The organism is Yoonia sp. 72 (assembly GCF_034652275.1).
Classification (GTDB): Bacteria; Pseudomonadota; Alphaproteobacteria; order Rhodobacterales; family Rhodobacteraceae; genus Yoonia.
On the sequence record NZ_JAXIWG010000002.1, the window covers coordinates 179,226 to 192,898 of the forward strand.

General features: G+C 62.9%; 16 protein-coding genes and 1 tRNA gene. 12 read left to right on the forward strand and 5 right to left on the reverse strand.

Annotation, left to right across the window (positions count from 1 at the left end):
- The first annotated feature begins 16 nt into the window (after positions 1–16).
- Genes VCK47_RS09490 through lpxK form a run of 5 tightly spaced genes read left to right on the forward strand, consistent with a single transcriptional unit; the run spans position 17 to position 4,625 of the window.
- On the forward strand, positions 17–1,363 hold the full coding sequence (locus VCK47_RS09490; protein ID WP_322890852.1) for a TldD/PmbA family protein: 1,347 nt from the start codon (positions 17–19) through the stop codon (positions 1,361–1,363).
- Complete coding sequence (locus VCK47_RS09495) at positions 1,350–2,138, forward strand: 3'(2'),5'-bisphosphate nucleotidase CysQ (RefSeq protein ID WP_322890853.1); 789 nt, start codon at positions 1,350–1,352, stop codon at positions 2,136–2,138. The genes VCK47_RS09490 and VCK47_RS09495 overlap by 14 nt, the downstream gene beginning before the upstream one ends.
- 36 nt (positions 2,139–2,174) lie before the next feature.
- Positions 2,175–2,420, forward strand: a complete 246-nt coding sequence (locus tag VCK47_RS09500) for a DUF4170 domain-containing protein (protein WP_322890854.1) — start codon at positions 2,175–2,177, stop codon at positions 2,418–2,420.
- A 21-nt stretch (positions 2,421–2,441) separates the two neighbouring features.
- Positions 2,442–3,638, forward strand: a complete 1,197-nt coding sequence (locus VCK47_RS09505; protein WP_322890855.1) for a 3-deoxy-D-manno-octulosonic acid transferase — start codon at positions 2,442–2,444, stop codon at positions 3,636–3,638.
- Positions 3,639–4,625, forward strand: a complete 987-nt coding sequence (gene lpxK, locus VCK47_RS09510) for a tetraacyldisaccharide 4'-kinase (RefSeq protein WP_322890856.1) — start codon at positions 3,639–3,641, stop codon at positions 4,623–4,625.
- Here lpxK and VCK47_RS09515 read toward each other — a convergent pair.
- Positions 4,622–5,287: a thioredoxin domain-containing protein gene (locus tag VCK47_RS09515; protein WP_322890857.1), complete on the reverse strand. Its 666-nt coding sequence runs from the start codon at positions 5,285–5,287 to the stop codon at positions 4,622–4,624. The two genes, lpxK and VCK47_RS09515, sit on opposite strands and share 4 nt — an antisense overlap.
- A gap of 12 nt (positions 5,288–5,299) precedes the next feature.
- A complete protein-coding gene (locus tag VCK47_RS09520) occupies positions 5,300–5,809 on the reverse strand; it encodes a DUF721 domain-containing protein (protein ID WP_322890858.1) in 510 nt (169 codons plus the stop codon).
- A 120-nt stretch (positions 5,810–5,929) separates the two neighbouring features.
- Here VCK47_RS09520 and VCK47_RS09525 point away from each other — a divergent pair, with 120 nt between their 5' ends.
- The 3 genes from VCK47_RS09525 to VCK47_RS09535 all read left to right on the forward strand — a co-directional run bounded on the left by VCK47_RS09525 (position 5,930) and on the right by VCK47_RS09535 (position 8,392).
- On the forward strand, positions 5,930–6,928 hold the full coding sequence (locus VCK47_RS09525; RefSeq protein ID WP_322891266.1) for an A/G-specific adenine glycosylase: 999 nt from the start codon (positions 5,930–5,932) through the stop codon (positions 6,926–6,928).
- 59 nt (positions 6,929–6,987) lie between these two features.
- A complete protein-coding gene (locus VCK47_RS09530) occupies positions 6,988–8,127 on the forward strand; it encodes an alkane 1-monooxygenase (protein WP_322890859.1) in 1,140 nt (379 codons plus the stop codon).
- Positions 8,128–8,218: 91 nt separating this feature from the next.
- A complete protein-coding gene (locus VCK47_RS09535; RefSeq protein ID WP_322890860.1) occupies positions 8,219–8,392 on the forward strand; it encodes a hypothetical protein in 174 nt (57 codons plus the stop codon).
- A gap of 106 nt (positions 8,393–8,498) precedes the next feature.
- Here the strand turns inward: VCK47_RS09535 and VCK47_RS09540 are convergent, their stop codons facing one another.
- The gene (locus tag VCK47_RS09540; RefSeq protein WP_322890861.1) at positions 8,499–9,608 is read right to left on the reverse strand and encodes a site-specific DNA-methyltransferase; all 1,110 of its coding nucleotides are present in this window, start codon (positions 9,606–9,608) and stop codon (positions 8,499–8,501) included.
- An 88-nt stretch (positions 9,609–9,696) separates the two neighbouring features.
- Complete coding sequence (locus tag VCK47_RS09545; RefSeq protein WP_322890862.1) at positions 9,697–10,329, reverse strand: ribonuclease HII; 633 nt, start codon at positions 10,327–10,329, stop codon at positions 9,697–9,699.
- 234 nt (positions 10,330–10,563) lie between these two features.
- Between VCK47_RS09545 and VCK47_RS09550 the strand changes: the two genes are divergently transcribed.
- Positions 10,564–10,845, forward strand: coding sequence for a hypothetical protein (locus tag VCK47_RS09550; RefSeq protein ID WP_322890863.1), 282 nt, complete (start codon positions 10,564–10,566; stop codon positions 10,843–10,845).
- A gap of 25 nt (positions 10,846–10,870) precedes the next feature.
- Positions 10,871–11,521 (forward strand): helix-turn-helix domain-containing protein, encoded by a 651-nt coding sequence (locus tag VCK47_RS09555; protein ID WP_322891267.1) that lies wholly within the window; start codon positions 10,871–10,873, stop codon positions 11,519–11,521.
- Here VCK47_RS09555 and VCK47_RS09560 read toward each other — a convergent pair.
- Positions 11,518–12,543 (reverse strand): LacI family DNA-binding transcriptional regulator, encoded by a 1,026-nt coding sequence (locus VCK47_RS09560; RefSeq protein ID WP_322890864.1) that lies wholly within the window; start codon positions 12,541–12,543, stop codon positions 11,518–11,520. The two genes, VCK47_RS09555 and VCK47_RS09560, sit on opposite strands and share 4 nt — an antisense overlap.
- 89 nt (positions 12,544–12,632) lie before the next feature.
- On the opposite strand from VCK47_RS09560, the gene VCK47_RS09565 reads away from it, so the two are divergent.
- Both VCK47_RS09565 and VCK47_RS09570 read left to right on the forward strand, forming a co-directional pair.
- Positions 12,633–12,709 (forward strand) — tRNA-Arg (locus VCK47_RS09565).
- A 155-nt stretch (positions 12,710–12,864) separates the two neighbouring features.
- A complete protein-coding gene (locus VCK47_RS09570) occupies positions 12,865–13,590 on the forward strand; it encodes a hypothetical protein (protein ID WP_322890865.1) in 726 nt (241 codons plus the stop codon).
- Positions 13,591–13,673: the final 83 nt, after the last annotated feature.

The following is a 13,673-nucleotide window of genomic DNA, read 5'->3' on the forward strand; positions in this document are numbered from 1 at the left end:
AAGAAAAGGAAGCGCCATGACACAATCCCTGTCCGACCTGACCCACCAGCTGATCGACATCGCTCGCAAGGCTGGCGCCGAAGCCGCCGACGCTATCGCGGTGGACGGCACGTCGCTGTCGATCGACGTGCGGGGTGGTGCGCTAGAACACGCTGAACGGTCGGAAGGGATCGACATCGGCCTGCGGGTGCTGGTAGGCAAACGGCAGGCCTGTGTGTCGTCGTCCGATACCAAGCCCGACACTCTGCGGCAGATGGCCGAACGCGCCGTGGCGATGGCGATGGAAGCCCCCGAAGACCCCCATGCGGGCCTTGCCGATCCCGTGCAACTGGCGCAGGCGACGGACAATGCCGCGCTGCAAATGCACGACCCCGCAGATGAACCAGATCCCGCGATGCTGCAGGACCAAGCCGCCCGCGCTGAGGCGGCGGCACTGCGCAACACAGGGGTTTCGCAGGTGCAATCGGCCTCGGCCGGTTATTCCCGCCGCCGCGTGCATCTGGCAGCGACCAACGGGTTTTCCGCAGGCTACACCCGCACCGACAACGGCCTGTCCTGCGTGGCGATCAGCGGAACCGGCACCGCGATGGAGCGGGACTACGACTATGACAACCGCGTCTTTCGCGCGGACCTGCGCGATGCCGATGCCATCGGCACCCGCGCGGCGGAACGCGCCGTGGAACGCAGCGGCGCGCGCAGGCCCAAGACGGGCGCCTATCCGGTGCTGTTCGACGAACGCATCGCCAGCGCGCTGATCGGCCATCTGCTGCAGGCCACGAATGGCGCCGCCATCGCGCGTGGGTCAAGCTGGCTGCGCGACGCGCTGGGCGCGCAGGTACTGCCCAAGGGGCTGTCGGTGATCGAGGACCCGCACCGCGCGCGTGTGTCGGGTTCGCGCCTTTACGACGCCGAAGGCCTGCCCACCGCATGCCGCGCCATCGTCGATGACGGGGTGCTGACGGGTTGGACGCTGGACCTTGCGACAGGGCGCAAGCTGGGGCTGGACAGCACCGCCAATGCGGCACGGTCCACGGGCGCGCCCCCATCGCCCAGTCTGACGAATATCACCATGACCCAAGGCAGCGCATCGCGCGACGACCTGATCGCGCAGATGGGCACGGGGCTGCTGGTAACCTCGATGATCGGGTCCACGATCAACCCCAACACGGGCGACTATTCGCGCGGGGCGGCAGGGTTCTGGGTTGAAAACGGGGCCATCGCCTATCCGGTCAACGAATGCACGGTCGCGGGCAACCTGCGCGACATGCTGCTGACGCTGATCCCCGCCAATGACGCACAGCTGCATCTGTCGCGCGCGGTCCCGTCGCTCTTGGTCGAAGGTCTGACCCTTGCGGGAGAGTGATCTTACCCTGCTGGTCGCCGCCGCACGCAAGGCGGGGACCATTGCGACAGGCTATTTTGGCCAATCACCACAGGTGACCGACAAACCGGGCGGTGCCGGCCCCGTGACCGAGGCCGATCTGGCCGTCGACCGGATGCTCGCGGATTTCTTGCGCGACAAACGCCCCGACTATGGCTGGCTGTCCGAGGAATCACAGGATGGCCCCGCGCGCCTATCCACCACATGCCAGTTCGTGATCGACCCAATCGATGGCACGCGCGCGTTTATCGACGGGGCGAAGGACTGGTCGCATTCTCTTGCCATCGTGGAAAACGGTGCCGTTGTTGCCGCTGCCGTCTATTTGCCGCTGCATGACCTGATGTTCACCGCCACCGCAGGCGACGGGGCGCGCCTGAACGACGCCCCGATCACGGTCAGCCGGTCGGCGCTGCATGCGGCCACTGTGCTGGGATCAAAGCCGAATTTCGCCCCAGCCCTGTGGAAAGGCGCGACCCCGCCATTCAAACAGGCGTTCCGGTCGTCGCTGGCCTACCGGCTTTGTCTTGTGGCGCAAGGCCGGTTTGACGCAATGCTGACCCTGCGCCCCAGCTGGGAATGGGACATCGCCGCCGGTGCGCTGATCGTGGCCGAGGCACGTGGCACCGTCACCGACCCGCAGGGCCTGCCGCTGGTGTTCAACAACGCGCATCCACAGGTGCCGGGTGTCATCGCGGCAGGGCATGAATTGCACGCCGATATCGCGGCGCGGCTTGAGCCTGCGGCGCCAAACCATTAGGGTCCGCGCAACACACAGCAACCCGAGGATTTCCCGATGACACAGCGCCTGCACCTTGTTTTTGGCGGCGAACTGGTCGATCCGACCAAAAACGCGTTCAAGGATGTGTCCGCTATCGAGATCGTGGGGATGTTCCCGAATTACCAGACCGCCTATAATGCGTGGAAGGCTGCGGCGCAGCGCACGGTGGATGATGCGCATATGCGGTATTTCATCGCCCATATCCACCGCCTGCGGGACGAAGAAACCGCCGCATCTGCAACCGAAGAACTGGGCGTCTGACGACGGACAAAGGGCAGGATCATGGCGCGATCCCTCAAAATCGCGGCCTACATGGCGGGGTTCCGGCGCGGCAGCCCTGACGCGTCCCCGATTCCCTATCCCGAGCGCCCCGAAGGCGCGATTGTCTGGGCGCGGTGCAGCCTGCCCGAACAGGTGACCGCGATTGAAACGCTGCAACGCAAGCTTGCCGATGATGCCGACGTCATCCAGATTATCGCGACAGTCGCAGACTGGGACCCGTCGCTGGCCGGGCGCGCCTTGCCCGAACCCAAGGGCAAGGATGCGATCCGCGCCTTCCTGAAACACTGGCGACCGATGCTGGCCATCTGGGTGCGCGGTGATCTGGATCTGGTGCTGCTTGACGCGATCCAGACAGCCCGCGTGCCCAGCATTCTTGTCGATGCCTCGGGTGACGGGATCGACCATGTCGCGGGCGGCTGGGTGCCGGGGGCGATCAGGTCCTTGCTGTCGACTTTCGACACGGTTCTGGCGGTGGATTCAGCCGCTGCAGAAAAGCTGATCAGTGCGGGCACACCGCAAGCACGCATCGTCGTCACCGGATTGATGGAAGATTGCAGCCCTGTCCTGCCTTGCAACGAGGCCGACCGACGCGACGTGTCGGCCGCCATCGGGACGCGCCCTGTCTGGCTCGCCGCCGCCGCGCGCCCAAACGACTGCAAGGCGCTCTGTCAGGCCCATCTGGAGGCCGGACGCCGCGCGCACCGTCTGTTGCTGGTCATCGTGCCCGACACGCCAGACTGCGCCCTGCAACTGGCCGAGGATATGCGCGGCTTTGGCTTTCACGTTACTTTGCGGTCGGAAAAGCCCGAACCGCCCGAACCGACGCAGGTGTTTATCGTCGATGGCGATCCCGATCTGGGGCTTTGGTACCGGATCGCGCCGGTCACCTATCTTGGCGGCACGCTTTACGGTGGCGGCTGTCGTGATCCGTTCGAACCCGCGGCGCTGGGGTCTGCCGTGCTCTACGGGCCGCATGTCGCCCCCTACCAGCGCCATGCCGCGCGGTTGAACGCCGCTGTCGCATCGCGCCTGATCCGGTCCGCCGACACCCTTGGGTCCACGGTCGAGGCGTTGCTCGCCCCTGACAAGGCCGCGCTGATGGCCCATGCGGCATGGGATGTCACCTCGCGCGGGGCCGATGTCACCAACCAGATCGTGGCACTGATCCGTCAGCGGCTTGAAGACAGGGTGGCCTAGATGCGCGCGCCCGGGTTCTGGTTCACGTCACCGCAAAGCCCTGCGCTTGTCGCGCGTCTGCTGGCACCTTTGGGCTGGCTTTATGCCACGGCAACCGCAAAGCGCCTGCGCAGGCCCGCCAAACTGGACGCGGCGGTGCCGGTCATCTGCATCGGCAACCTGAATGCAGGCGGCACCGGCAAGACGCCCACGACCATCGCGCTGATCGACAGGCTGCGCACGCGGGGGCGCAATCCGCATGTGGTGTCGCGCGGCTATGGCGGGTCGCTGACAGGCCCGGTGCAAGTGAACGAGCGCCGGCACAAGGCCGACCAGACCGGCGACGAACCGTTGTTGTTGGCGGCCTTTGCCCCGACATGGGTCGCGCGCGACCGTGCCGCCGGCGTTGCGGCGGCGCAGGCGGCAGGGGCAGATGTGATCCTGCTGGATGACGGGTTCCAGAACCCCGATGTGTTCAAGGACCTGTCCGTCGTCGTCGTCGATGCCCTGCGCGGTTTCGGCAACGGTCGCGTGATCCCCGCTGGCCCTTTGCGCGAACCCGTGGCGCGCGGTCTGGCGCGGGCGGATCTGCTGTTGTCCATCGGCCCGCCCGAAGCGCAGGACAGGTTTGCCTCTGACTGGCCCGTGGAGCTACCGCATCTTGTGGGCCATCTGGCCCCGCTGCCCACGGGTATGCCATGGCGCGACCTGCGCCTTTTGGCCTTCGCAGGCATCGGGCATCCTGAAAAATTCTTTCGCACACTGCGCGACATGGGCGCCGATGTCGTCCGAGCCGAGGCGCTGGCCGATCACCAGCCGCTGACACCCGCGCTGATCAAACGCCTCCAGATCGAGGCGCAGGTCCAGCGCGCACAGCTTGTCACAACGGAAAAAGACGCCGTGCGATTGCCCGACGCCTTTCGTATGCAGGTGCTGACGCTGCCGGTCCGGCTGCATCTGACGGACTGGTCCGCACTGGATGCAGCCTTTGACAGGCTGGGGCTTTAGCCGATCCGCGCGTCGAGGATATTGGCGAATTCAGGGTAAGCCATGTTGCTGTAAAGCCGCCCGTCGATCACGAAGCTCGGGGTCGAGGTGATCCGGTCACGTTCGGCATTCGTCTGATACCAAGTATAAAGCGCCTCGGCCTTTGCCGCATCCGACAATGCCGCATCAAGTGCTGCGTCATCCAGACCCGCGACCTTGGCCATCCGGCGCAGCTGTTCGACGATCACGACAGGATCGCCGCCTGCCAGCCATGCGCGCTGCTGTTCGTACAGCATGCTGGTGAAGGAAAAGAAGAAATCGGGGTTGTTCTGGCTGCGCGCGATCATTGACGCCCAAAGGCCCGGACGGTCGAAATACACCTCGCGATAGACAAAGCGGATCTTGTCCGTGTCGATATAGTTTTCCTTGATCTGCTTGAACTGGTCGGCGTGGAACGTCGCGCAATGCGGGCAGGTGTATGACGCGTATTCGATGACTTCGACCGCGGCATCGGGATTGCCCAGCACCATTTCCATGACCTCGGGCAAGGTGCCATCGGCGGATTGCGCATTGGCGGCACCGGGCAACAGGCCAGTGACCGGATCGGGACGGCTGGCCAGCCAACCGGCACCGGAAATCAGGGCGGCACCACCGGCGGCGGCCAAAAGCGTTCTGCGTTTCATATCTACCTCTGTTCAGTTCTTCTGTTTCGCAAGGACATGTGTGCCAAGTCTGGCCAAAGCTGCCCGTAAATCGTCGCTGTCTATTTTCTCAGATAGGGCGGTGGCTTTGCAAATCACGTCTGCGCTGGGTTGCGTTACACGTTTCGGCGCTGGCGCAAAGGCCACCCGCCCGTCGGCAAAGCCTGTGGGTGCTGTCTGCGTGATCCGCACCCGCGCGATGGCGCGGTAGCCGTAGCAGGCGTTCACCTTGTCGCGGATCTGGTCCTTTTGCATTTCCAGCATCGGGGCCTGCGCGCCCGTGGTCAGCAAGGTCAGCGTCGCGCCCATGCCGCCGCGTCCGTAGCTGACGTTTACCGGTGTCGCGATTTGCGCGGTGCTGTCGCCCACGACTTCGGCCCAATGCGTTAACAGCCGCGTCACCGCAAAACCGCGCTTTTCGCTGGCGCTGCGGATGCGGGTCTGCACCAGCGCGGCGGCGCGCGAAAAACCATAGGTCGTGCCATTGGGTCGTGGCTGTTTCATAGCTTTGCATTACCTTATGTCTGGCCCAGCGCCAAGCCTGCGCTGCCGCACCCGGGGGAAACCGCCTTGCACGATCTGAGCTCTGCCCTGCTGGACTGGTACGACCGCCACGCCCGCGCCATGCCGTGGCGTGTGCCGCCTGCCGACCGCAAGGCAGGTGTCGCCCCCGACCCCTATGCTGTCTGGCTGTCCGAAGTGATGCTGCAACAAACAACCGTTGCCGCCGTGCGCGATTATCACCGCAAGTTCACGGCCCTTTGGCCCAGCGTGCGTGATCTGGCGGCAGCGGATGATGCCGCCGTCATGGCCGCTTGGGCAAGGCTTGGCTATTATGCGCGCGCGCGCAACCTGCTCAAATGCGCGCGGGTCGTGGTGGCGGATCATGGCGGCACGTTTCCGCGCGATCATGCGACCTTGCTGACGCTGCCCGGCATCGGCCCCTATACGGCGGCGGCGATTGCGGCCATTGCGTTTGATGCGCCCGAAACCGTGGTCGATGGCAATGTGGAACGGGTGATGGCGCGGATGTTCGACATCCACACGCCCTTGCCCGCCGCCAAGCCGGAATTGACCGCGCGCGCCCGCGCGCTGACACCTGCCGTGCGCGCAGGCGATTATGCGCAGGCGGTGATGGACCTTGGCGCCACGATCTGCACGCCGCGTAATCCCGCCTGCGGGATCTGCCCGTGGCGCGCGCCTTGTGCGGCGCGGATCGCAGGCACCGCCGCCGATCTGCCGCGCAAGACGCCCAAGAAAAAGACACCGACGCGGTACGGGATCGCCTATGTCACGCTGCGCGCGGATGGCGCGATCCTTCTGGAAACGCGCCCCGACAGCGGGCTTTTGGGCGGAATGCTGGGCTGGCCGTGCAGCGACTGGGCGGACGACCCCGCACCCGCACCGCCGATCGCGGCTGATTGGACAGCGGTCGCGGCCGAAGCGCGCCACACCTTCACCCATTTTCACCTGCATCTGCGGATCATGCTGGCGCACGTGCCGCTGGACGCGCAGCCCGACCGCGGGCATTTCGTCGCAAGGCCCGATTTCAGCCCTGCGGCCCTGCCCACCGCGATGCGCAAGGTTTACGATTTGGTTGCCGATCTGGTGCAGATTGATTGAGAGCCTGCCACTTTGCAGCTAGAATCACCGGACCACCACGACAAAAGGAATCCACGTCGATGACGCCGTCCGCCGCGCCTGAAACAGGCCCTATCCCTTCGGCCTTGCCGTTCTGGCTGTCGCTGGGGCTGATCCCGCTTGCGGTTTTTGCTGCGACGCAGGGGGGCTGGGCGCTGCTTTTGTTGCCTTTGGCGACATGGTGGCTGTTTTCGGGCCTTGATTACGTTGTCGGGCTGGACAAGGTGAACCCTGACCCCGCAACGCCCGAAAAGGCGCTGTTCTGGCACAAGCTGATCACCCTGCTCTGGACACCGCTGCAACTGGTGACGATCTTTGGCGTGCTGCATTACGTCGTGACGACAGACCATCTGACGCGGGTCGAGGCATGGGCGCTGTTCGCGGGTCTGGGCATCCTGTCGGGGACCATCGGGATCACCTATGCGCATGAGCTGATGCACCAGAAACCGAAACTGGAACGCTGGCTCGCGGACATTCTGCTGGCTTCGGTGTTCTATTCGCATTTCCGGTCCGAACATATGCTGGTGCATCACCGCTATGTCGCGACCCCGCGCGATCCGGTGACGGCGCGCTATGGCGAAAGCTTTTACCGCTTCTTTCCGCGCGTGCTGTATCAGTGCTTTGTCTCCGCACTTGGGGCGGAAAAGGCGATGCTAGCGCGCAAGGACCTGCCCGCGACGCATCTGTCCAACCCGTTCTGGCGCTATCTGGCGCTGCAGGTCCTGTTTGTGGGGCTTGCGGCCTATATCGGTGGGCTGTGGGGCATTTTCCTGTTCGTGACGCAGGCGTTCTGGGCGGTTTTCCAGCTCGAACTGGTGAATTATGTCGAACATTACGGGCTGACGCGCAAACATCTGGGCGACGGCAAATACGAACACGTCAAACCGCGCCATTCGTGGAACGCGTCGCAGCGCGCGTCGAACTGGCTGCTCATCAACCTGCAACGCCATTCCGACCACCATTACAAACCCGACCGGCGGTTCCCGCTGCTGCAGACCTACGCAGAGGATGAAGCCCCGCAGTTGCCCTATGGCTATCCGGTGATGACGATGATGGCGCTGGTGCCACCACTTTGGCGCAAGACGATGCACCCGCGGATCAAGGCCTGGCGCGAGGCGTTTTATCCAGAGATCAAGAACTGGCGGCCGTACAAATATGCACGCAACCCGATGCCTCGGTAGGGCACTCGCGCCCGTTGGGGCAGATCGGGAACCAAAACGCGCCGTATCGGTTTGAAGGACATACCAATGTCACCAAACAGGAGCGCATCCAATGCGGATCAACACCTCTTCACGTGCGATCATGGGCCTTGTCGCGCTTTTGGCGCTGGCCGCCTGTGGCGATAACACCACCGAACGCGCGGCAACCGGTGCCGCCACCGGCGCGGTGGTCGCCGGACCGGCCGGTGCGCTTGTCGGCGGTGCTGTCGGCACAGTGATCGAGTAAAAAAATCCCCGCCATCTTGCGATGACGGGGCAAAGTTAGCGCCAGCGGTCCCTGCCACCATGACAGGGTTCGCCGCAGGCGCCGGCGGTATCAACGTTGGTGAAACTTAGTGTTTCTCCATCTCGGAGCGGATCTGCTGTCGTAGCAGATCAATGGGCACCTTTTGCCCGTCGCGTTTGAATTGCCAATAGGTCCAGCCGTTGCAGCTTGGCGCGCCTTCCAGATAGGCGCCGACCTGATGGATTGATCCTTTGATGTCGTCCCCGATCAGCGTGCCGTCGGCACGGACCTTGGCCTTGTGGCGGCCGTTCATGGACCACAATTCCTCGCCGGGGCGCAGCATGCCGCGTTCGATCAGCACGCCGAAGGCCACACGCGGTTCCGCGCGTTTGGATGTCGTGACCTCCAGCGCCTCGCTGTCGAATTTGCGGGTATTGGCGATGCGTTTTTCCGCAACCTTGCGATAGGCGGCTTCGCGTTCGATCCCGATGAAATCACGGCCCAGCATCTTGGCGACAGCACCCGTGGTGCCCGTGCCGAAGAACGGATCAAGGATCACATCGCCCGGATTTGTCGTGCCCACGATCACGCGGTGCAGCAAGGATTGCGGTTTCTGCGTCGGATGCGCCTTGTCGCCTTGTTCGTCCTTCAACCGCTCGTGGCCGGTGCAAATCGGCAGCACCCAGTCGGACCGCATCTGCACACCTTCGTTCAGCGATTTCAGCGCTTCGTAGTTGAAGGTGTATTTGCTGGCCTCTTCCTTGGACGCCCAGATCAGCGTTTCATGGGCGTTGGTCAGGCGTTTGCCACGGAAATTGGGCATCGGGTTGGATTTGCGCCAGACCACATCATTCAAAATCCAGAACCCTTGGTTCTGCAATTCGGCCCCCATGCGGAACACGTTGTGATAGCTGCCGATCACCCAGATCGCGCCATTGGGTTTCAGCAGGCGGCGGGCGGCGGCCAGCCAGGCCTTGGTGAAACGGTCATAGGCGGCGAAATTGTCGAACTGGTCCCAAGCGTCATCGACGGCGTCAACCTTGGAATTGTCGGGGCGGTGCAGGTCGCCTTTCAACTGCAGGTTATAGGGCGGGTCCGCAAAGATCAGGTCCACCGACCCGGCCGGCAGGCTGTTCATCACAGCGATGCAATCGCCATCAATAATCGTGTTCAGAGGCAGCGCTTGCGCCACCTTCGTCTTTGTCTTGACCGTCATGTTCGCCTCATTGCACCGGCGGATTGCCCGCTCTTTGGTTGGGCCCAATCTGAGTCAGAGACGATTCGCTGTCAAAACCTTTATTGAATCAATCACTTATGATTTGATCTTGATACAAGATATTGTGGACGGGTTTGAACGAACGCCTATGGTGTGGGGTCACACCAAGAGCGGCCAGCGCGGATTTATGGGCGGGCGTCGGATATCCGGCGTTCACGTCCCAGCCATAGCCCGGAAACTGTTGCGCCAAATCCACCATGTGGCGGTCACGCCACACCTTGGCCACGATAGAGGCCGCAGCAATCGACAGCGACCGTGCGTCACCTTTCACGATGGTCTCTGCCGACAGGGTCAGATCGCGTGGAACCATGTTGCCATCGATCAGCACATGGTCGGGTGGTGCGGTCAGCCCCGCAAGCGCGCGCACCATCGCCATATGGGACGCGCGCAGGATGTTGTGGGTGTCGATTTCCGCGACACTGGCCTCTGCGACACTCACCTCGGCGCAGTCCATGATCTGGGCGAACAGCGCCTCGCGCCGGGCAAGGGTCAGCGCTTTGCTGTCGTTCAGCCCCACGGGTAGGCGCGCAGGGTCCAGCACCACCGCTGCCGCAACCACGGGCCCCGCCAGCGGGCCGCGCCCCACCTCATCCACGCCAGCGATCCGCAGATGGCCGCGCAGGCGGGCGGCGTCTTCGAAAGAAAAGTCAGGTAATGTCATGCGCCCAGTGACCCCAGGACCGCGTCCAGCGCAAGAAAAAAGGGGCAGAGCGCCAGACCTGACACCCTGCCCAAAGGTGGCGCGGGAACCGGGGCAGGACACCGCGCTGTGTCGTGTGCCATTCGTGCCGTCAGGCCCGCCTGCGAGACAATATCAAGGGCTGGCCAGATCGCTGTGCAGACGCTAACCATTGATGATATTGAATAGCAGTGCGCCCTCGGATCAGATCGAAACATGAAAATTCTTTCCTTCTCCTTCCTGATCTTTTGTCTGTCCGCAACTTTTGCGCAGGCCGCGTGTTATGCCGATTACAAGGCCAAGCAGGACAATCCCCTGCGGCTGCATTACGGTGTGACCGAAGTCCGCGGCGATTGCAGTGTTGCGACGGCCGAGGCGCAGCTGCGCGACGGTCTTGCCCGCGACGGGTGGCAATTGTTGAATGTGCTCGGGGTCTTTGACGACTCCGGGCTGGAAGAACGAAGGGACAGCGCCGGTGAGTTCTACCTCCGCTACTGAATCGCGCGAAATCGGCAACCGGATCGTGGTGGCAGGCATTGCCGCCATCGTATTGATTCTGGGCATCACGGCTGTTTTGCTGTTCATCAACCTGCCGGATGCCAATGCGTTCAACATGCGGGTCGAACGGCTGTTCGTTGAAAACGACACGCTGACCGGCAATGCGGAAATCAAGCTTCTGGAAATCCTCGCCGGATCGGGCACCGCGTTTTCGGACACGCTGGCGTCCTATCGTTTTGTGATCTTTGTGCTGCTGATCTTTGCAACCGCCCTGCTGGTCGCTGCCGTCGCCTTTCTGGTCATGCTGATCGCGCTGAACCGCCGCATGGGCCGGATCGAACGGCAAGGGATCGAGGTGAATTCCCTGCTGATCAGCCGCGACGAGAAATCGGTCTATCTCAACGATTTCGAGTTCAAGCTGACCGATGCCGCGCTGGAAACCTTGTCCGTGCTGGCCGAGGCGCGCATGGACGACGAGGTGCTTTCGGGGGCGGAAATCGAAGGCGTGATTTCAGGCCGCGACCCGTCCGATTGCGACGAGGCGGCGGGGGCGACCCGCATCAAGCGCCTGCGCGATACTTTGGGCAACCAGCTTGTCAGCGAACTTCTGGTCAAGAATATCGCACGCAAAGGCTATATGCTGGCCATCGACAAGAACGTCATCAAGATGGTCTAGGTCCGGCGCAACGTTTCGCCCGGTGACAGTTTCGGGCTGAGCGTGACGGTGGTTTCATCCTCGGTCGAAAGCCCCAGATTGCGCGCGACGATGATCTGCGCGGCCTTGACGCCAATTTCACGGCGGCAGGCATCCATCGTCGCCAACTGGCGCGGCAGACCGTCCAGCAGCTCCACACCGTTGAACGCGGCCAGCCCGATCTTGTCGGGGATCGCAACACCCTGTTCCAAAAGGTAAAGCAAGCCGCCCGCGCCGATCATATCGTTGGAGTAATACAGGAAATCCAGATCAGGGCTGCGCGCGATCATCTTCGCCGTCATCTCGCGTCCTTTGGCCAATGCGGACCCGCCGGAATAGAATTCCTGATCCGCAATCTCGATCCCCGCCTTGGCAAGCGTGCGGGTGAAGCCTTCGAACCGTTTGCGTGCGCGGTGGTCAAGCGGCATCTTGGTGCCCATGAACCCGATCCGCTTATAGCCCGCGGCAATGATCTCCTCGGCCATCTTGCGACCGGCGCGGCGGTGGGAAATGCCGACGCAGGTGTCGATCGGTTCGCCATCGGTATCCATGATCTCGACCACGGGAATGCCCGCCTGCCGCAGCATCGCACGCGATGCCTCGGAATGTTCCAACCCTGCGATGATGACGCCGGACGGACGCCAAGACAGCATCTCGAACAGGACCTTTTCCTCTTTCTCGGGCAGGTAGTCCGTGACACCTACGACCGGCTGCAGGTCAGTCCCTTCCAGCACTTCGGAAATGCCCGCCAGCACCTCGGGGAAGACCATGTTGCCCAGCGACGGGATGATCACCGCGACAAGGTTTACACGCGACGACGCCAGCGCGCCCGCGATCTTGTTGGGGACATAGCCAAGCCGTTTTGCCGCATCCTGCACCTTCTGGCGGGTGGCGGCACTGACATCGCCCTTGTTCCGGAGGACGCGGCTGACGGTCATTTCACTGACACCCGACGCCTCGGAGACGTCGCGCAGGGTCAGGGGGCGTTTGTGATCGCTGGTCAAAACTAGGTCCTGTGCTGTCGTTTTGCCAAGGTTAGCTGGCCCGAGAGACGTTGACCAGACAAGCAAACGCAGGCATTGAACAAACCGGCGGCCCCGTGGCTCAACAGGATAGAGCAGCCCCCTCCTAAGGGGCAGGTTACAGGTTCGAGTCCTGTCGGGGTCACCAAAAACACCTGTAAAATATGGCGTTTTGTCAGGCGCTTGTGAAAGCGGCTGCAGAAACGCCCGTTTGAATTCCCGGAAAATCGAGTACTGCAGACAGGTTTTCTGTACAAAAGCTGTAAAAGTTGAGGCCGGTTTAGGCCCTTTCGGGGGCCGTCAATGAGCTGGCGCGTAGTGAACGAATGCGCCGACCGCCGCTTCGGCAGTGCTGCGCGCAAGCAGATCATCATGTTCCTTGCCGACAAGGCGAGCGACGACGGCTCGGGCAACTGGTGCTCCAAGGCCACGATCCAGCGCTACACTGGGTTGGGAGAGACCACGGTCAAGCGAACCATGCGCGAGTTCCTGAAGGAAGGTATTCGGGCCGAGACCGGCGCGCGGAATTGCAAGAATGGTTTCACCGTCGTTTACCGGATCGATCTGACAACGGTCGAAGCGCTGGACACTACTTTGGAGCCCGAGGTTGAGACGGGGTCCACAGTGGCCCCCGTCCAGATTGGACGCGGCAGGGGGCCACTGTGCCGAGGTACCAGGGCCATCACGGCCCCAACAATCCTTAAACCACCTACGCGCAAGCGCGAGGCGGTGGCGGATGAAAAAGCTGAGGAGATTTTGGCAGCCCATCCGCCCGACCGATTGCGCGGCAAAGCGGCCTGCCTTGCCCAGATCGAAGAGGCCGTGAAGGAGGGGATCAGGCCGGAGGCCTTGCTGCAAGCGGTCCAAGCCTATGCCACCGAGAGCGCGGGTTTCACACGCCCAAAGGTCTGCTTTTCCGGCAACTGGTTTCGGTCACGGCGCTGGCAGGCTTTGTCGAGATGCAGGCGGAAGACCGCGAAAAGACAGCAACGCTGCAAGGAGATCACCATGCGCGGCCACGATGCCTAAACTATGGATTACTGGCGCTCGGCAGGGACATCAAAGAGGTCAAGCTGGCGGGTCCTGACTGTCGCAGGCGTGCGCTGTCCGTT

Excerpts from the sequence above, each read along its gene's own strand:
- VCK47_RS09490 (WP_322890852.1), top strand. The coding sequence starts at position 17 with ATGACACAATCCCTGTCCGACCTGACCCACCAGCTGATCGACATCGCT.
- VCK47_RS09500 (WP_322890854.1), top strand. The coding sequence starts at position 2,175 with ATGACACAGCGCCTGCACCTTGTTTTTGGCGGCGAACTGGTCGATCCG.
- VCK47_RS09505 (WP_322890855.1), top strand. The coding sequence starts at position 2,442 with ATGGCGCGATCCCTCAAAATCGCGGCCTACATGGCGGGGTTCCGGCGC.
- lpxK (WP_322890856.1), top strand. The coding sequence starts at position 3,639 with ATGCGCGCGCCCGGGTTCTGGTTCACGTCACCGCAAAGCCCTGCGCTT.
- VCK47_RS09515 (WP_322890857.1), bottom strand. The coding sequence starts at position 5,287 with ATGAAACGCAGAACGCTTTTGGCCGCCGCCGGTGGTGCCGCCCTGATT.
- VCK47_RS09520 (WP_322890858.1), bottom strand. The coding sequence starts at position 5,809 with ATGAAACAGCCACGACCCAATGGCACGACCTATGGTTTTTCGCGCGCC.
- VCK47_RS09525 (WP_322891266.1), top strand. The coding sequence starts at position 5,930 with ATGCCGTGGCGTGTGCCGCCTGCCGACCGCAAGGCAGGTGTCGCCCCC.
- VCK47_RS09530 (WP_322890859.1), top strand. The coding sequence starts at position 6,988 with ATGACGCCGTCCGCCGCGCCTGAAACAGGCCCTATCCCTTCGGCCTTG.
- VCK47_RS09535 (WP_322890860.1), top strand. The coding sequence starts at position 8,219 with ATGCGGATCAACACCTCTTCACGTGCGATCATGGGCCTTGTCGCGCTT.
- VCK47_RS09540 (WP_322890861.1), bottom strand. The coding sequence starts at position 9,608 with ATGACGGTCAAGACAAAGACGAAGGTGGCGCAAGCGCTGCCTCTGAAC.
- VCK47_RS09545 (WP_322890862.1), bottom strand. The coding sequence starts at position 10,329 with ATGACATTACCTGACTTTTCTTTCGAAGACGCCGCCCGCCTGCGCGGC.
- VCK47_RS09550 (WP_322890863.1), top strand. The coding sequence starts at position 10,564 with ATGAAAATTCTTTCCTTCTCCTTCCTGATCTTTTGTCTGTCCGCAACT.
- VCK47_RS09570 (WP_322890865.1), top strand. The coding sequence starts at position 12,865 with ATGAGCTGGCGCGTAGTGAACGAATGCGCCGACCGCCGCTTCGGCAGT.